Genomic DNA, 19,641 nt, shown 5'->3' on the forward strand with positions numbered 1-19,641 from the left:
GTAAATATGTAAGTATATTCATATAATAAGTCAAATTATAATGTTGGATATTTATACAATATTAACATGAATAATTTTATATTTTAAATAAAAGTAAAATATTTTAATAAAACATAATATAAAAATATTGACTTTAGTACGTACAAGTATATAATTATATTATAAGGACATGCTAAAATACAGTAATATAATAAGCTAAACTGTTGTAAATGCACAAAAAGGCTCTAAATATAGTTTTTTAAAATATGGAAATACTTATATGCAGAAAATCAAATATAAACATAAATAATATTTATATTTTAAATATATTTAAATTAAATGATAGACTGTATGTATATTATTGTATTGATAAATAATTATTAGGATAAGTAGGGGGAAAAACTATGATAAAAACAATATATAAAAATCCTATTGTCATTCAAAGGGCAGATCCGTATATTCATAAGCATACTGATGGGTATTATTATTTTACAGCATCTGTACCAGAATATGATAGGATTGAACTTAGGAGATCTAAAACAATTGAAGGCCTTCAAGATACAGAAACAATGACTATTTGGGAAAAACATGAAAGTGGAGAAATGAGTGAATTAATATGGGCTCCAGAGATTCACTATATTCAAAATAAATGGTATATATATTTTGCTGCTGCTCCAAATAGAGAAGTTACAGGAATTACATTTAATCATTCAATGTATGTACTTGAAAATGATAATGAAAACCCACTTACTGATAATTGGGTTGAAAAAGGAAAGGTTGACAGCGGATGGGATAGCTTTGCATTAGATGCAACGACTTTTGAACATAATAATAAACTTTACTATGTTTGGGCACAAGAAGATTTGGAGATAGAACCAAATTCTCATTCAAATATATATATTGCAGAGATGGAAAACCCTTGGACGTTAAAATCAAAACCAGTATTATTATCTAAGCCTGAACTAGACTGGGAAATAAAATTATATTGGGTAAATGAAGGGCCATCAATATTAAAGAAAAATGGAAGAATATTTTTAACATATTCTGCTAGTGCTACCGATGAAAATTACTGCATTGGAATGCTTACAGCAGATGAAAATAGTGATTTACTTGATCCTAAATCATGGGAAAAATCTCAAAAGCCAGTATTCACTACATCTTATGAAAATTATCAATATGGGCCAGGACATAACAGTTTCACAGTTTCTGAGGATGGAGCAGAAGATCTTCTAGTGTATCATTCTAGAAATTATACTGAGCTTAAAGGAGATCCATTAACTGATCCTAATAGACATACAAGAATTGAAGTGATTGAATGGAATGAAGATGGAACGCCAAATTTCGGAGTGCCTTCACCTGATACAAGAAGTTTTGAAGTTTAAGATATAACAATGAAGGAAGTATCCAAAAATGTTAACTAACAATTTTGAATACTTCCTTTTCTATTGTAGAGTATTATAAATAAGTCTAACATTTATTCCTTGGCTATAATTTCCGAAGTTTTTACCGAATATAGTCAGTCCACCAATGTGTTTAGTTCCTTCCGGAACAGCTAATTTTAAGAGGATATCACTTTTGTAGTTTAATTCTAAATCTTCTAAGGTAATATCGGAAATTTTTATTCCATCAATGAAGGTGCCAAAAGAATTTACATTTAAGAGTTTTAATAATCCATATTGATTCCAATTTGGTAGCCACCAAGATGGAGTTAAGATTCCTTTATTATCACCAAAATCTCCTGGACTGGTCCAGCTTCCGATGTTCACATTATTAATATAAAAATGTATATCAGAAGGCCAATCGCTGCAGGAACCAGGTGCCTCTGAACTTATTTCCATAGATATTTGAAGTTCTAAAAATGTTTCGTTAGGCTTTAGATAATTAGGAATTCTATATTCAATATATCCTTTGGTGAACCACAGTATATCAGCATTAATTCTTTCAGGATCTGCAAAATAGTTTGGATTATCAACTTCACCAATAAGCTTTTCTTTAGTAGCAATTCCGCATGTTGGAGCAATATCGTAATTAGAATAATGACCTATATTTAATTCTATATCATAAGAATTCTCTAAATCTTGTTTTCCTATGTCTATTACGAATTTATCTTCATGTAGAGAACATATCTTTTGTAAACCGTGCTTACCAGTTAAATTAGTAGTTTTTATTAATCCGCATTCTTCTAACTTTTTTATATGCATAGTAACAGCACCGTTAGTTAAATCGAGTTTTTCAGACAATTCATTCATATTTAATTGTTTATATTGAGATAAAATATCTAATATGCTAATTCTTACATCAGAACTTAATGCTTTAAATAGTGGTAAACTTTCTTTTAGATTAGTAATATGAATCATGGTAATCTCCTTAATTTATTTAATTTTTAAATTAACTTATAAAATAAATTTGTTTATCTTCCCATAAAAATATACTATATAACAATATAGCGTATAACATTATAATAATTATACATTTAAATTGACAAAAAGTGAATAATTATTTTAAATAATTATAAAATAAAGCGTATTTTATAATAAATTACAAACAAAATAATAAATAGTTAGTTTTTATTTAATTTTTTTCTAAAATAAGCATTTCTATACTGAGTTGGTGTTATATCTTCAGATTTCTTAAAAAGCTTCATAAAATGTTTATCGTCATTAAATCCTACTTGTTTAGCAATTTCTTTAATAGAAAAAGAAGAGTTTAATAGCAATTGCTTGGCTGCAGATATTTTAGCATTATTGATAAATTTAAGAAGAGATAAGCCGGTAAGTTTTTTAAAGGATAAAGAAAGATAGTCTGGGTTATAATTAAAGGTCCTAGCAATTTCTTTTATGGAGAGATTGCAGTTATAATTCATATTTATCCAATTAATTATTTCTAAAATGTTTTTATTAATACCAGTAAAGTCTTCGAAGTTTAGAAAAATACTATCTATAAAGTCTTGGGATATTTCCATAGCTAGAAGACTTAACGCATAGTTTGTTAAATATTCAGAATAGCTTTTTTTATTGGCTAAATCAAGAAGCTGTCTGAAAATTAGACTTGCTCGTGCAGCAGAAGAAATTGAACCGTATTCGGGTAAAATATATACATCTGAAGAGTTTTCTTTTTTATTGCTTTCTTTCATTCCTAGTATATAACTATTAATTTGTTCGGAAGTTAAGAGTTTATATTCATTGGAGGTAATTTGAAAATGACACCAATAGTATGAAAGCTTACCTTTAGATTTTCTATAACCATAGTGAGTATGGTGAGGAAATAAAACAATGAATTTATTTGGAGTGAGTTCATATTGTTTATCATCTTGAGCAATATATAGGGTTCCTTCGCATCCTATTAGAATAACGAAGGTATCAAGATTTCTTTTGGAATGTATAAAATTTTCACTGTTTACTAATTTTCCACTAGAGCAATGATTGAGTGGAAATCTGTTATCAGATAGAAAATGAAACATATAGGATTTCACCACCTATTCTATTGAAATGAAAGTTGTTTATATAAATTAAATATACTATAGTTTAATTTATAAAACTACTACTATAGAGGAACTTAAGTAGAATTTTTTTGTAGAACTCAACAGCAATATTTATATTGTAAATATTATGATTTTGACACTAAATAATATTTTAGGAGGAATTTAAAATGAATAAAAAGAACTTTAGTAAACCTTTACCTGTGAATTCAATAAATGTACAAGATAAGTTTTGGAGAAAGATGATGGAGATTGCAAGAACTCATGTAATTCCATACCAATGGGAAGCATTAAACGATAGAATTGAAGGAGCAGAGCCAAGTTACTGCATGCAAAATTTTAAAATTGCGGCAGGAATGATGGAAGGTGAGTTTAAAGGGTTTGTTTTTCAAGATAGTGACTTTGCTAAATGGATTGAAGCAGTTGGTTTTTTTCTCATGTGGCATAAAGATGAAGAACTTGAAAAAATAGCAGATGAAGCTATTGATATTGTATGTGCTGCACAACAGTCTGATGGCTACTTGGATACTTACTATATTATAAATGGATTAGACAAAAGATGGACTAATTTGCGAGATAATCATGAGTTGTATTGTTTAGGACATTTAATTGAAGGAGCAGTAGCATATTATGAAGCTACAGGGAAGGACAAGCTTTTAAATGCAGTGATTAAATATGCAGATTATGTGGACACTATTTTTGGACCAGAAGAAGATAAAATGCATGGATACCCAGGTCATGAAGTAATTGAAATGGCATTAATTAGGCTTTATAAAATAAAAAAAGACGAAAAATATTTGAAATTAGCTAAATATTTTATTGATGAAAGAGGAAAAGCCCCTTTATATTTCGAAGAAGAAGGTAAAAAATATAATAATAAATTTTGGTGGGAAGACAGTTATTTTAAATATCAATATTACCAAGCTGGAAAGCCAGTTAGGGAGCAGGAAGCTGCAGAAGGACATGCTGTAAGAGCTGTGTATCTATATTCTGGAATGGCTGATGTAGCTAGAGAAACTAATGATGATGAATTGCTTGAAGCTTGTGAACGTTTATGGGATAACATGACTAAGAAGCGAATGTATATAACAGGAGGCATTGGCTCATCTCAATATGGTGAAGCATTTACATATGATTATGATTTGCCTAACGACACAATTTATGCAGAAACTTGTGCGTCAATTGGATTGGTATTTTTTGCAAGAAGGATGCTTGAAATTTCCCCAAAATCTAAATATGCTGATATTATGGAAAAAGCCTTATATAATGGCGTAATAAGTGGCATGTCCCTGGATGGAACTAAGTTTTTTTATGTAAATCCTCTAGAAGTAGTACCAGAAAGTTCTGAAAAGGATCATTTAAGGGCTCATGTAAAAGTTGAGCGTCAAAAGTGGTTTGGCTGTGCATGTTGTCCTCCTAATCTTGCTAGGCTTTTAGCATCTATTGGAAGCTATGCGTATTCAATTAAAGAAAATACAATGTTTATGCACTTGTACATGGGTGGAGAAATTACTACAAATTTATCTAATAATAATGTAGCTTTTAAGGTTGAAACAAATTATCCTTGGGATGAAAATGTTAAAATCACCTTAAATATTAAAGAAGAAATTAATTTTGAAGTTGCAATTAGAATACCTGAATGGTGTGGAAATTATAATATAAAGGTGAATGGTGAAGATGTAGAATATAAAATAATTTATGGTTATGCATATATTGATAGAGTTTGGAAAAATGCTGATGCAATTGATGTTGATTTTAAGATGCCAGTAGAGGTTATGTCAGCAAACGTAAATGTAAGAGAAAACATTGGTAAAGTAGCTGTAATGAGAGGGCCAATTGTTTATTGCTTAGAAGAGGAGGATAATGGAGCAGATTTGCATAGAATTTACTTAAGCAGTAATCCAAACTTTGCGTATAAGTATGAAAAAGATTTACTTGGTGGAGTTGTAACAATTGAAGGAAATGGGAAAAGGCTCCAAGAAGATAATTGCAATGAAGATAAATTATATAGTGCTAAAGCAGAAATTAAATATGAATACAAAAAATTAAAGTGGATACCATACTATTCATGGGCAAACAGAAATCTAGGTGAAATGATTGTGTGGGTAAGAGCGTAGGTTTAAATGTTAAAAATCAGGTTAATTTTATGTTTTTTGTAATTAATACGCTGTTTATAAATTAAGTTATATTATATAATTATATATGGTTAGTTTATATTTTGCTCATAGAAGTGTAATCCATGCCCTTGAAATTAGAGATAGATTTGCAATTTTGCAATATGCAAAAATCAAAATAAATTAGAGGAATGCACTGATAAACTAACAAATTTATTTTATGGAGAATAGATATATGTTAAGAAACAAAAAATTATTTTTACTAGATATTGATGGAACAATCGCATTAGATACTACATTAATAGATGGAACACTTGATTTTATGAATTATGTATTAAGTATTGGAGGCAAATACATTTTTATAACAAATAATTCTACTAAAAGTATTGAGGATTACATTACAAAGTTTAAAAAGTTTAAAATTAAGGTAGATGAAACAAGTTTTGTAACCTCTTCTTATGCAACGGCTTTATATTTAAGAGAAACTTATAAAGATAAAAAGATATTTGTACTTGGAACAAAATCATTTATTGAGGAACTTAGAAGATTTAAAGTAAATGTTACAGAAGAACAAGATGATGATATTGTATGTGCTGTAGTAGGTTTTGATAGTGAATTAACCTATAAAAAAGTAGAAGATATTTGTGAATTACTGCTTACAAGGGAAATTGATTATATAGCAACAAATCCAGATCTTGTTTGTCCAACAAGTTTTGGCTTTGTTCCAGATTGTGGCTCGATATGTGAAATGATAGGAAATGCAGTTAAAAGAGAACCGTTATATATTGGCAAACCTAACAAAGCAATAGTAGAAATGTGCCTAAAGCAAACTGGATTTACAAAGGAAGAAACTTTAGTTATAGGCGATAGATTATATACAGATATTGCTTGTGGAATAAATGGTGGTGTTGATACTGCAGTTGTATTTACTGGTGAGGCTACAAAAGATGATTTGATTAATACAGAATTTAAACCAACATATAGTTTTGATTCAATAAAGGAATTATATGAGGAGTTAGCATTTTAGGGTGTTTTAGTGTATTTAAGGAATAAAGCTGTTAAAAAATTTTTAACAGCTTTAACTATTTTGGTGTAAAATATTTCGAAATTTTAACTAGAAAATATTTTTAAAGCTAGAAATCTGATATAATGTTTCCATATAAAATTAGTCAGGAGGAGATTATAGCGTATGAATTTAGAAAATATAGTGAATAAAATAGGAAACAGTAAACCATATATTAATGGCTGGGAAAGAATGCGAAGGTCATCTGTAATCATTCCTCTAGTTGAAATTGATAATGAAGTACATGTATTATTTGAAGTTAGATCCAAGAAATTGAAAAGTCAGCCTGGTGATATTTGTTTTCCAGGAGGAAAGATAGATGAAAATGAAACACCTAAAGAAGCAGCATTAAGAGAGCTATTTGAAGAACTTGGAATTAAGAATATTAACTTAATAAATGAATTAGACGTTGTAGTTAGGTATGATGGTATAATAATCCACCCATATGTGGGGGTTGTCAAAAGTGTCGATGAAATAAAAATAAGTGAAGATGAAGTTGACCATGTATTTTATGTACCATTATCTTATCTTTTAAAACATAAGCCTCTTGAGTTTAATAACAAAATAAATATTGAGAGAGCTAAGGAATTTCCATACGATTTAATTGTCAATAGAGAAAATTATAAATTTAGGGAAGCTAATTATAGGTCTTTATTTTATAAATATGAAGACTATAATATATGGGGAATTACAGCAGAAATGCTGCAAAACTTTTTGGAAAAGTTGTCCTAATGCTCCTAAACCACCTAGAATAATAAAGTTTAGCTAAAATTAGGGATTAAGGAAAAAACTTAATCCTTTTTTAAACAAAAAAATAAACGATAAAACTAAGCAATTCTGATACCAATAGTAAGCTCTTTTCAATTTTTTTAAAGTAGTATTAAGGAATGAATTCCAAATTTGTATAAGAAATGCTGAGTTTATAATAATTTTCACATATACTTATGAAAAGCTATACAAAAAAGCATTGACTTAAAAATAGAACAAATATAGAATAACATTATTAAAGAACATTTTAAAAGTAATTTCAAATGCTATATATTTCATTAATTTTTAGTAAAAAGGAGACTTGGTAATGAAATACTTAAAGGGTATTTTGGGAATTGTACTTGCTGCACTCTTTTTGGGTAGTAATTTATTCTTTCTTAATTTGTTAAAAGATAAAAAGGTAGAAAAGGAACCTATTAAACCTAAAATAGTGTTGATATCTCATATAAAGACAAACCCTTATTGGCTGAGTATAAAGAAAGGGGCAGAAAGGGCAGCCGAAGAAAGGGGCGCAGTAGTTGAGTTTTTAGGACCTACCACTGCAAATACGGAAGAAGGATTGAAACTTTTTGATATGGCTACATCAGCTAAGGTCAGTGGAATAATAACTTACGTTCAGGAGGAAGGCAAATATTCACAGAAAATCAATGGTGCTATAGAAAAAGGAATACCAGTTGTTACAATAGATTCAGACGAAGAAAATAGCAATAGAATAGCATATGTAGGTACAGATAACATACTTGCTGGACAAGTTGCTGGTGAAGAAACTGTAAAGCAAGTTGGAAAGGACGGAAATGTTGCAATAGTAATGGGTGGAAAAGATGTCAAGAATCAAAGAGAGAGAGTAGAAGGATTCGAAAACTATCTTGCAGCACACTCAAATTTAAAGGTCGTTGATGTGGATTCGTCTGATGCAATGCTTCTTGAAGCAGAAATAGTAACAAGAAAAATATTAAATAGAAATGATAAAGTAGATGCATTATTTTGTACGTCAGCATTAGATGGAATAGGAGCTGCTAAAGCGGTAAACGATTTAAATGTTAAAGGTAAAGTGAAAATTATATGTTTTGATGATTTAGAAGAAACTTTAAATAATATTAGAACGGGATTAGTTGCAGCCACAATAGTGCAAAAAAGTGATGAAATGGGATATAAGGCAGTTAACATTATAATGGATAAAATTCAAGGAAAGTCCGAAATTAATTCAAAATCCTTAACAAATGTTAAATTGGTCAATAAAATCAATTTAGATATTTATAAGCAGGGAGACGATAAATTTGAAAATTAAAACTTTAAATAGCAAATTTATTATATTTGTTATATGTTTAATTATCCCTATAGGCATATGTAATATTATATCCTTGGCTATGAGTAAGAAAATTGAAGATGGTTATGTAAATATGCTTAATAATATGCTTATTACCAATGAGATTAAGCAGCATATTGATAATTCCTTAGATGGATTTAATCAATATGTATTAAGTGGAGCTGGAGATAAGAAGGAAAGCTATAATAATGAAATATTTATTGCTAAACAGGAAATAGCTACCCTCAAAAGTAATTCTGATAATACAAATCAATATATTTTGAGAGATTTAGAAAATACTCTAGACTCTTACGTAGAAAGCTCTAAGAAAACAATTTCAGCTTATGAAAATAAGGAAGGATATATTTTTTATTATGACGATTTTATATCGGCTAAAAATATCGCAGGATATGCTAAAGAATATGCATCTACTTTAATGCAAAATTATCTAGAAACTAACAGCGTAACATATAAAGAATTGAACAAAAATAGCAAATTAATATATGTATCACTAACTATATACCTTATTGTAATTTTAACTATGTGTGTATCCTATGCACTTCTTTTTATAAGAAATATTTCAAAGGGATTGAAAGGAATAGTTGAAATTTCTAATAAAGTATCTAAAGGACAATTTGAATATTATGAAGGGGATAAAACTGATATTTATGAGTTAGATGTGCTTACAAGAACCTTTAATACTATGATAAAAGATATAAAAGATCTTATAAGGTCAATTAATGAAAAGCTTATATTAGAAAAGAAGTTAAAAGAAGAGGAAATGAAAAACCTTCAATATGAAAATGCTTTAAAGGAATTTGATTTAAAAGTATTACAATCTCAGATAAATCCACATTTTTTATTTAATACTTTAAATTGCATCAATGCTACAGCTATGATGGAAAATGCTACAACAACAAGCAAACTAATAAAATCAGTATCTAATATTTTGAGGTATTCATTAAGATCTATGAGTACTAATGCGCTTTTGGAAGAGGAAATAAATATAATAAAAGATTATATTTATATTCAAGAATGTAGATTTGATGACCGAATAAAATTTAATTTAAGCACAAGTATGGATATGAAAAAAGTAAAAGTTCCAGGAATGACTATACAACCATTGGTTGAAAATGCATTTATTCATGGCATTGAGCCAAAAGAAGAAGGTGGATATATAAATATTTGTATAAACGAGGAAAATGGAATTTGCAAGATTATAATAGAAGATGATGGTATTGGAATTTCAAAAGAAATTTTGGACAAGATTAATAACTATAATTACGAAATGAAGCACACTGGACATACAACAGGACTTGGAATAAATATAGTTGAAAAAAGACTTAGGTATTTATATGATCAAGAAAACATGTTTAAGATAGAAAGCGAAGAGGGGAAGGGGACAAGAGTTTATTTGAAAATACCTATAATGGAGGAGGATAATAATGATGAAAATATTACTTGCTGATGATGAAAAATATGATAGAGAAACAGTTAAGCATATAATAAAACAAAACTTTTCCGAAAAATTAGAGGTATATGAAGCTAAAAATGGGAGAGAGGCTATAGAATTATCTGAAAGTATTAGACCTGATATGGTTATAATTGACATAAAAATGCCGGGAATTGATGGAATACAAGCTCTGAAGGAAATAAGTGTTACATTACCAAACTTATATAGTATAATTTTAACAGCATATGATTATTTTGATTTTGCACAAGAAGCTGTAAAAATAAACGTAAAAGAGTATCTATTAAAACCTTTTACAAAAGAGGAAATAGTTGAAAAAATCACTGCAGGTATTCGCTGGGTCCAAAAAGAACAAAATAAGCGAAAAAGTGAAATTGAAGATAAAGAAAAAATATATACCTTATTACCTGTACTCGAAAATCAATTAAGTGACTTAATTATAAATGATAAGTTAAAAGGTATTGATTATGGAATGTACTTACGTTACCTTAATATGAATTTTGTAAATAGCTATGCAATGGTTATATCTATAAAAGATAAATATGCCTTTAAAGATATAAGCAGAATTGAAAAAGACGAAATAAAAATAAAAATAGGTGAATATATTAAGGAATATATTAATAGAAAATATAAATGTATAGGAAATTATGTGTTTTATGAGGAGCTAACGTATTTCATACAAATAGAAAACGAAAATATTAGTGATTTTAAGAACTTAAAAATTGATCTTGCTTTTAACATAAGGAGAGAAATTAAAAAGAGATTTGATGTGTCAATAAGAGCTGGACTTGGAGAAACATTTGATTCTGTTGAGCAAATAGTTGAATCTTATAGACAAGCTACTAAATGTTTAGTGTATAATTCAGACAATGTTAATATCATATATATAGATGATGTGAATGATAAGTTAGCAAAGGATCAATTTATTACTAATGTAAAGGAAAACAAAAATAGAAATACTAATAAAATAAAGATGAAGCTATTTGAAGATGTAAAAGATTTTATTAGAGAGAATATTGAGACTGAGCTAGAACTAGAGAAAGTTGCAAATAATTTTGGACTGAGTGTATATTATTTTAGCAGAACGTTTAAAGAAGTTACGGGAATCAATTTTTCAGATTATGTGAATAAATGTAGGATAGATATAGCTAAGGAATTATTGTCAAATGGTGAAATGAATGTAAAAGAAGTATGTTATAAGGTTGGATACAATGATCCTAACTATTTCAGCAAGGTATTTAAAAAATATGAAGGTGTAAGTCCGGTAAATTTTAAAATATCTATAGAGGAAAAAATTGTTAAAAGTTAGATAAAAAATTGATTTTAAGAAATTCTTTTTAATGCGCATTAATTTATAGCGCAATATATTACTATTTAAAAATATATAGTTAAAAATATCTAGGTTAAGATCTTAAATTAAAGAATTGACCTAGATTATTTTTTGTTTTCGATTATTTACTGGTAAAAAATTGCTGTTTGAATACAGCAATATAAAATTATAAGTCAGCAAATAGGTCTATTCGAAACGATTACTATTAGGAATATAATTAACATTGTAAACGAGATCAATAATTATGAAAAAGGGGAGATAAATAATGAAGTCTAAAAAAATGGTTAAATTATTAGGTTTAGCACTAAGTGGAGTATTAATATTTTCTGCGCTAACTGGCTGTGGAGCAAAGAAAGATGCTCAAACATCAGCTGGTGGAGATAAAAAAATAAAAATTGGTGTAAGCTTTGATGATTTAAGACTTGAAAGATGGCAGCATGATAAAGAAATTTTTGAAGAACAAGCTAAAAAGCTTGGTGCAGACGTTGTTTTCCAATCTGCAAATGGAGATGATCCTACACAAATGTCACAATGTGAAAATCTTATATCTCAAGGGGTAAATGTTTTAGTAATAATACCACACAATGGTGAATCTATAGCACCTATTGTAGAAGAAGCTCATCAAAACAAAATAAAAGTTTTATCTTACGATAGGTTAATTACAAATAGTGACTTAGATGATTATGTATCATTTGATAACGTTAAGGTTGGAGAATTACAAGCAAAAGCAATTGTTGATAAAACTCCTAAAGGAAATTACTTTATGATGGGAGGATCTCCAACAGATAATAACGCAAAATTATTTAGACAAGGACAAATGAATATAATAAAACCTTATGTTGATAAAGGTGACATAAAGATTATAGGAGACCAATGGGCAAAGGATTGGTTAGCAGAAGAAGCGTTAAAGATAATGGAAAATGCATTAACTGCTAATAATAATAAGATTGATGCTGTTGTTGCTTCAAACGACAGTACCGCTGGTGGTGCAATTCAAGCATTACAAGCTCAAAACTTAGCAGGAAAGGTTTCTATTTCTGGACAAGATGCTGACTTAGCAGGATGCCAAAGAGTTGTTGAAGGAACTCAAACAATGACAGTATATAAACCAATTAAAGATATTGCTACAAAAGCTGCTGAAATGGCAGTAAAAATGGCTAAAGGTGAAGAAATTCAAACAAATGGAACCGTAACTAATAATGGTCAGAAGGATGTACCTTCAGTATTACTTACACCAATAGCTGTAACAGCTGATAATATGAAAGACACTGTAATAAAAGATGGTTTCCAAAAGTTTGATGATGTATATAAAAACGTGCCAGAAGATAAAAGACCAAGTAAGTAAATAGAATATTGGGGTTTGAAGCCGAGGTTTTAAACCCCGATATAGAAAGGAGATATGTATTTCATGAGTGAGTATATTTTAGAAATGCAAGATATAGTAAAAGAGTTCTTTGGAGTAAAGGCATTAAATGGAGTAACATTAAAAGTTAAGAAAGCAGAAGTACATGCACTTTGTGGTGAAAATGGAGCTGGAAAATCTACTTTGATGAAAATCTTAAGTGGAGAACATCCTGCAGGATCTTTCTCTGGAAAAATAATATTTGAGGGAAAAGAATTAAACCAAACTAGTATAAAAGATTCAGAAAAAGCTGGTATAGCAATTATTCATCAGGAATTAGCCCTTATTAAACAACTTTCTATTGCAGAAAATATATTTTTAGGCAATGAAATTGGTAAAAATGGAATGGTAAGTTTCAGTGAGCAATTAAGTAAGACTAATGAACTACTAAGCAGAGTTAAATTAAATATCAATCCTCTAACAAGAGCAGGGGATTTAGGAATCGGGCATCAACAATTAGTTGAAATAGCAAAGGCGTTATCTAAAAATGCAAAATTATTAATTCTTGATGAACCTTCAGCATCATTAAGTGAAGGTGAAGTAGAAGTATTAATGGGAATATTAGAAGACTTGAGAAAAGACGGTGTTACTTGCATTTATATTTCTCATAAACTTAATGAAGTTACAAGAATATGTGACAATGTAACTGTAATTAGAGATGGATCAACGATAGGGCAAGTACCTATTAAAGACATAGATCAAGATAAATTAGTACAAATGATGGTTGGAAGAGAAATGAAAAATTTATTTCCAAGGGAAGAACATAAAATTGGAGAGGAATTTTTTGAAGTGAAAAATCTCAATGTTCGTGATCCATTTAATAGTAATTTATTGAGAGTTAAAAATGCGAATTTTACATTGAGGCGTGGAGAAATACTTGGAATTTCAGGGTTAGTTGGTTCAGGTAGAACTGAAATGGTGGCAAGTATTTATGGAAGTTTTCAAGGAGAAAAAAATGGTGAAATATACTTTGAGGGTCAAAAGGTTGATATTAAAAATCCAAGTGATGCTCTAGAAAAAGGTATAGCTATGGTTCCTGAAGATAGAAAAAAAGATGGAATAATCGCTGGAATGAGTGTTGCTAAGAATATGACAATAAGCAATTTATTAAAGTATAAAAAAGCACTTAATGTAATAGATAATGACAAAGAAATGATGGATGTACTTAGCTACATTGATGAAATAAAGATAAAAACAGCATCAACAGAATTGGCAATAAAGAATTTAAGTGGTGGTAATCAGCAAAAAGTTATACTTGCAAAAAATCTTTTAGCTGAGCCTAAAATTCTAATACTAGATGAACCAACTAGAGGTATCGATGTTGGAGCTAAGTTTGAGATTTATAAACTTATCTTTAAATTAGCTAAACAGGGCATATCCATAATAATGGTTTCATCTGAATTACCCGAAGTTTTAGGAATTAGTGACAGGGTTTTAGTAATGAATGAAGGCGAAATAAAAGCAAGTCTTGATAATGATGGTTTAACCCAAGAAATGATTATGGCATATTCAGTAGGAAAGAAAAACGAAGAAAATAATGTGATTTATAACGAAGAAATGATAACATCTGTAGGAGGAGTATAGATATGCAATTAAGCAAAAGTGTAAGTTCAGAGAAAGAAAAAAAATTAGGATTAAATGTTATATTTAAATCTAAAATGGCGACAATATTAATAGCAACAGTAGCAATATGGGTTCTATTTACAGTATTGACGGAGGGAAATTTTTTAACTACTAGAAATTTATCGAATTTATTTAGGCAGATGTCAGTTACAGGCATACTTGCTATAGGAATGGTCTTTGTAATTATTCTGGGAGAAATTGATCTTTCAGTAGGGTCAACCTTAGGATTACTTGGAGGAGTTGCAGCAATATTAAATGTTTGGTTTGGCCTTTCAGCTATTCCAACTATGGTAATAACATTAATACTCGGAATAATAATAGGTGCTTGGAATGGATATTGGATAGCATTTAGAAATGTACCATCATTTATAGTTACTTTAGCCAGCATGCTTGTTTTTAGAGGAGTGTTAATAGGTATAACTGGTGGTAATACTGTAGCACCGCTAACAGCAGACTTTAAAGCAATAGGACAAGCGTATTTGCCAACAGTATTTGGATATGTATTAGTAGTATTAGCAGTTGCAGGTTCATCTTACTTAATATTAAGTAATAGAAAAAATAAAATTAAATATAATATTGAAGTAAAGCCAATGGCATTTGATGTATTAATAATCGTAGCAATTGGAATAGTATCTTTAGGTCTAGTATTGATCCTAAATGATTATCAAGGTTTTCCAATACCAGTTTTCATAATGTTGATTATAGCATTAATATTATCATTCATAGGAACAAAAACTATATTTGGTAGAAGAGTATATGGAATTGGTGGTAATAGAGATGCTGCAAGATTATCAGGTATCAATGTAAAGAAACATATGTTAGTAGTATATTCAATGGTTGGGTTACTTGCAGCAGTAGCAGGAATATTACTTACAGCAAGATTAAATGCTGGATCAGTTGCAGCAGGGCAAAATGCAGAATTGGACGCTATAGCATCATGTGTTATAGGTGGTGCGAGTTTAGCTGGTGGTACTGGATCAGTTGCAGGAGCATTAGTTGGTGCACTAGTAATGGCAAGTGTGGACAATGGTATGAGCATGATGAACACTCCAACATTCTGGCAATATATTGTTAAAGGATTAATATTATTAATTGCAGTTTGGATGGATATATCTTCTAAAAATAAAAAGTAATCAATAATATTTAAATTTAGCCTTAATTAAAATAATTATTATAAGTACATGACAATAAAACCATCTAATAACAGCAGGTAATTATCCAATATACTTGCTGTTATTTGCGTTTAATGAATTACAAGTTAAACTTGCCAAAGAGTTGATAGGCTGACTTGTTATTTCAGTTTGAATATACCTTAATTGATTATTAGTCCTTTAGAATCTTATATAACTATTTGATAATTATAAAATTTAAATATTTAATAATAAATTTTCAACGGAAGACCAGGATCTTTTTGCATATATTGTTTTTATGCCAAGTTTTTTTGATTCTCTTTTTATGTGTTCGCATAATTTATGATTCACAAAATCAATAAAAATTATTATAAGTTCAGCATTTTGAGGTATTTCAACACACTTATGATTCTTTTTTCTTCCGCTTATGTGCTTAATAACACAAAAGCCTTTGTTGCATAAGTGGCAATTTATCATTTTAATATTATCCCCTCCAACAATTATAACCCCCATAGAATTCACTCCTTATTCATACTATTCTTATAAGTATACTATATTTTTTGCTAATCCTCAATACTGAATATTATTTTTATTATAATAAGTAAAACATAATCATATTTAAAAGCCCTAATTTCCTGGTTGTCCAAACAAGAAATTAGGGCTTTCATATTTTATAGAATATTAGATTGTTTTTTAGATATTAATTTTAAAAGATTGGTTAAAATTGTTTAATTTCGAAGCTTAAATTCAGAAATTTGATCATGCATAATCTCTGAGTGAGATGCTAACTCTTCGGTTGATGCTGAAGTTTCTTCGGCAGTAGCCAAATTAGTTTGAACAATATCGTATATGATATTTACTTTTGATGTCATTTCAGATACTGCATTAGTTTGATCTTTAGAAGAAAGTGTTATTTCTTTTACTAGCTGCGAGGTGTATTTAACATTTTCAATAATGCTGTTGAGAGAATTTCTAGTTTCATTTGCAATAGATTCACCTTTTGCAACTAGGTTTAATGAGTTTTCTATAATTTGAGTAATAATTTTAACAGATTCAGAGGATTGATCAGCAAGTTTTCGTACTTCATCAGCAACAACAGCAAATCCTTTGCCAGCCTCACCGGCCCTGGCAGCCTCGATAGCTGCATTTAATGCAAGTAAATTAGTTTGTTCTGAGATTGATTGAATAGTATTTATAATTTCAGAAATTTGATTTGACGAAGCTGCAATTTCATTTATAGACTTCATCAAGTGTTCCATCTTATTATTTCCATCATCGATAATTTCTCTTGTTTTACTATAAGAATTATAAGCTTTTTCTGAGTTCTCAGTATTTTTCTTGACCATATTAAGTATTAAACTGAAATTATCTTGAAGATGTTGAACTGCGTTGGCCTGGTCAGAAGCACCTTCAGAAAGTACTTTTGTAATTGATGCAATTTCTTTCGTACTATTTGAAGTAAAATCTACTGATTTGTTTATGTGTAAAAAGCTATTATTTAGATTATCAATAATTTTCTCTAGAGATTCATGTATCGGCATGAAGTCTCCAATATAAGTAACTGACTTCCCAGCAGTAATATTTAAATTTCCATTTGACAATTCTTCTAGCGTATATGTTATATCTTTAATATATGCTTTTAACATGCTTATGGATTTGTTTAGTGAATTAAACATTTCTCCCATTTCATCTTTAGAATTAAATTCATTTTCTATATTTAAGGTTCCTTGGGAGAGATTATGAGCTATATCTTTTACATTGTTTATTCCTTCAAATATCGCAGCTTTAAGTGTCTTACCTAGTAATCTAGGAATTACAATTAAAAATATCATCATTAAAATGAGAACTGTTGCAGCTATGTTTCTATAGATAATAGAACTATTAACAAAAGATTGAGCATTGCCCTTTGAGGCTTCATACAATTGTGAAATATAATTATTAACTATATCTCTTTGAAAACTATAAGTATCTAGCTTAGAAGTTAAAGTTGTATTAGCGTTTTGATTTTTTATTCCATTACAGATATCTTTCCGGTAGGTCTCAGCAATAGATAAGTTTTGAGTAAGTTGATTTATTACAGTTTTATCTGTGATATCAGAGCTATTCTCTAATAATTGAATTTTAGTAGTTAGTTCTTGTGCGGCGGTATCAGATTTTTCAATGAATAATTCTTTATTTTTTGTATTAGTCTCCATTATTGCTCTATAGATATTTGCGTCAGAATTTTGAAAGGAGAGTCTTATGTCAGAAATTGTTTGTGAAATAGAATATGGGCCATTATAAAGAGAAGAAGTTCTGGCCGACAAAGATAGCAGTACGGCTAAGGAAATAAACATACTTATTATTGTAAGTACGAGTATATAGCTAAATGTTACATCTATCTTTTTACTTATAGAATAATTTTTAAAATTTTCTTTTAACTTGAAAGACTTTTTGTTTTTTTTCACTTTTAGATCACTCCTAATAAATTTTTGGAGTGAAAACATTAACAATTTATATTATACCAAAATATTTATATTATTTCATTAATTATGAAAAATAATGCAAAATTTTCTTTCTATAATTGACAGATTTAAATAATTATTCGATTCTTAATTTAAAGAAATGAAAATGTATACAAAAACTATTGACGTATTAAGTGAAAGGCGTTAATATTAACTTATAAAACTACATTTAAAAAGTTATTTCAAAATATATTTATGAGTGAAGCATTAACAACAAAAAATGGGATAACATCGCCTTTATAGATAGAATAGTTATAAAATCTTTTAAATATTAATTAACTATGATAGAATCAGTGTTATAAAGTTCGAATATAATTGTATGATTACTTCGGATTTATTTATAGATTTTATTTAAACTAACGATCTAACTTGGAGGGCGGAAATGATAGTAATTAATTCAAAAAATTCTAAACTTAAAAATATAGTGATTTTAGCTACTGGTGGAACAATTGCCGGTACAGGCGAAGAAGGAAAGACAACTAATTACCAAGCAGGTAATTTAGATATACAAACTTTAATTAATAGTGTTACAAATCTTGATAAGATAGCAAACATATATGGAGAGCAAGTTGCAAATGTTGATAGTAATGATATTACTATTACTCATTGGTTAACTCTTGCGAATAAAATAAATGAACTTTCAAAGCAAAGTGATATAGATGGATTTGTAATTACTCATGGTACTGATACATTAGAAGAAACAGCTTATTTTTTAGATTTAACTGTAAAGACAAATAAGCCAGTTGTTATAACTGGTGCTATGAGGCCATCTACTGCTACTAGTGCTGATGGGCCATTAAATCTATATCAGTCAGTGGCATTAGCAGCAAGTGATTTATCAATCGGCCAGGGATGTTTGGTTGCATTTTCTGATGGAATTTACAGCGGTAGAAATGTTCAAAAAGTTAATACTTTCAAAACAAATGCCTTTAATTCCATAGAATTTGGTTGTCTTGGATATATGCGTGATAATGTTCCTTATTTCTTTAATAAATCTACAAAGCCTCATACAGTTGATTCACAATTTGATGTTTCAGGTATAGATAAACTTCCAATAGTATCTATAGCGTATTTTAATATAGATGCTGATCCTTCAATTCTTGACTATTTTGCTGATAAGTCTGAAGGAATTGTAATTGCAGGTGCAGGAAGTGGTACTTTTAGTTCAAATTGGGTGAAAGAAATTAAGAATTTAGAAACCAGAGGCATTCCAGTTGTAAGATCTTCAAGAATAGGGAGTGGAATCATATTAAGAGATTATACTATAGATAAGTATTCTAATTGCATTCCAAGTTATACATTGTCGCCTCCAAAAGCAAGAATATTACTTTCACTTGCATTAACAAAAACAAAAGATTTTTCAGAAATAGGAAAGATTTTTGCTGAGTATTAAATGAAGAATAAAAGTGCTAGCATAAGGCACAATCAAAAAAATAACAAGTCCATCTGCCAAGCCTATTTTCCATCATACTG

15 protein-coding genes are annotated in these 19,641 nt (G+C 29.0%); 11 read left to right on the top strand and 4 right to left on the bottom strand.

Features of this window, described 5'->3' with window-relative positions; translation table 11 throughout:
• The first annotated feature begins 383 nt into the window (after positions 1-383).
• The gene (locus COL3_RS21320; RefSeq protein WP_008422324.1) at positions 384-1,361 is read left to right on the top strand and encodes a family 43 glycosylhydrolase; all 978 of its coding nucleotides are present in this window, start codon (positions 384-386) and stop codon (positions 1,359-1,361) included.
• 60 nt (positions 1,362-1,421) lie between these two features.
• Here COL3_RS21320 and COL3_RS21325 read toward each other — a convergent pair whose 3' ends face one another.
• The gene (locus COL3_RS21325) at positions 1,422-2,336 is read right to left on the bottom strand and encodes a winged helix-turn-helix transcriptional regulator (protein ID WP_008422323.1); all 915 of its coding nucleotides are present in this window, start codon (positions 2,334-2,336) and stop codon (positions 1,422-1,424) included.
• A 203-nt stretch (positions 2,337-2,539) separates the two neighbouring features.
• On the bottom strand, positions 2,540-3,439 hold the full coding sequence (locus COL3_RS21330) for an AraC family transcriptional regulator (RefSeq protein ID WP_008422322.1): 900 nt from the start codon (positions 3,437-3,439) through the stop codon (positions 2,540-2,542).
• A 188-nt stretch (positions 3,440-3,627) separates the two neighbouring features.
• On the opposite strand from COL3_RS21330, the gene COL3_RS21335 reads away from it, so the two are divergent.
• The 9 genes from COL3_RS21335 to COL3_RS21380 all read left to right on the top strand — a co-directional run bounded on the left by COL3_RS21335 (position 3,628) and on the right by COL3_RS21380 (position 15,667).
• Positions 3,628-5,574, top strand: a complete 1,947-nt coding sequence (locus COL3_RS21335; protein ID WP_008422321.1) for a beta-L-arabinofuranosidase domain-containing protein — start codon at positions 3,628-3,630, stop codon at positions 5,572-5,574.
• A gap of 232 nt (positions 5,575-5,806) precedes the next feature.
• Positions 5,807-6,598 carry an HAD-IIA family hydrolase gene (locus tag COL3_RS21345; RefSeq protein WP_008422319.1) on the top strand — a complete coding sequence of 264 codons (792 nt, stop codon included), beginning with the start codon at positions 5,807-5,809 and terminating at the stop codon, positions 6,596-6,598.
• 162 nt (positions 6,599-6,760) lie between these two features.
• Positions 6,761-7,366: a CoA pyrophosphatase gene (locus tag COL3_RS21350; protein WP_008422317.1), complete on the top strand. Its 606-nt coding sequence runs from the start codon at positions 6,761-6,763 to the stop codon at positions 7,364-7,366.
• Positions 7,367-7,709: 343 nt separating this feature from the next.
• Complete coding sequence (locus COL3_RS21355) at positions 7,710-8,690, top strand: substrate-binding domain-containing protein (protein WP_008422315.1); 981 nt, start codon at positions 7,710-7,712, stop codon at positions 8,688-8,690.
• A 79-nt stretch (positions 8,691-8,769) separates the two neighbouring features.
• Positions 8,770-10,176 carry a histidine kinase gene (locus tag COL3_RS21360; protein ID WP_242982169.1) on the top strand — a complete coding sequence of 469 codons (1,407 nt, stop codon included), beginning with the start codon at positions 8,770-8,772 and terminating at the stop codon, positions 10,174-10,176.
• A complete protein-coding gene (locus COL3_RS21365) occupies positions 10,154-11,488 on the top strand; it encodes a response regulator (RefSeq protein ID WP_035283153.1) in 1,335 nt (444 codons plus the stop codon). The genes COL3_RS21360 and COL3_RS21365 overlap by 23 nt, the downstream gene beginning before the upstream one ends.
• Positions 11,489-11,774: 286 nt before the next feature.
• Complete coding sequence (gene xylF / locus COL3_RS21370) at positions 11,775-12,854, top strand: D-xylose ABC transporter substrate-binding protein (protein ID WP_008422311.1); 1,080 nt, start codon at positions 11,775-11,777, stop codon at positions 12,852-12,854.
• A gap of 63 nt (positions 12,855-12,917) precedes the next feature.
• Complete coding sequence (locus tag COL3_RS21375) at positions 12,918-14,495, top strand: xylose ABC transporter ATP-binding protein (RefSeq protein WP_008422310.1); 1,578 nt, start codon at positions 12,918-12,920, stop codon at positions 14,493-14,495.
• A gap of 2 nt (positions 14,496-14,497) precedes the next feature.
• The gene (locus tag COL3_RS21380; RefSeq protein ID WP_008422309.1) at positions 14,498-15,667 is read left to right on the top strand and encodes a sugar ABC transporter permease; all 1,170 of its coding nucleotides are present in this window, start codon (positions 14,498-14,500) and stop codon (positions 15,665-15,667) included.
• Positions 15,668-15,901: 234 nt separating this feature from the next.
• Here the strand turns inward: COL3_RS21380 and COL3_RS21385 are convergent, their stop codons facing one another.
• Both COL3_RS21385 and COL3_RS21390 read right to left on the bottom strand, forming a co-directional pair.
• On the bottom strand, positions 15,902-16,177 hold the full coding sequence (locus COL3_RS21385; RefSeq protein ID WP_008422308.1) for a DUF2325 domain-containing protein: 276 nt from the start codon (positions 16,175-16,177) through the stop codon (positions 15,902-15,904).
• Positions 16,178-16,392: 215 nt separating this feature from the next.
• The gene (locus tag COL3_RS21390) at positions 16,393-18,111 is read right to left on the bottom strand and encodes a methyl-accepting chemotaxis protein (RefSeq protein WP_008422306.1); all 1,719 of its coding nucleotides are present in this window, start codon (positions 18,109-18,111) and stop codon (positions 16,393-16,395) included.
• A gap of 439 nt (positions 18,112-18,550) precedes the next feature.
• Here COL3_RS21390 and COL3_RS21395 point away from each other — a divergent pair, with 439 nt between their 5' ends.
• Positions 18,551-19,561, top strand: coding sequence for an asparaginase (locus COL3_RS21395; protein WP_008422305.1), 1,011 nt, complete (start codon positions 18,551-18,553; stop codon positions 19,559-19,561).
• Positions 19,562-19,641: the final 80 nt, after the last annotated feature.

Origin of the sequence: Clostridium sp. LS (genome assembly GCF_002760435.1) — a bacterium.
Lineage (GTDB): Bacteria > Bacillota > Clostridia > Clostridiales > Clostridiaceae > Clostridium.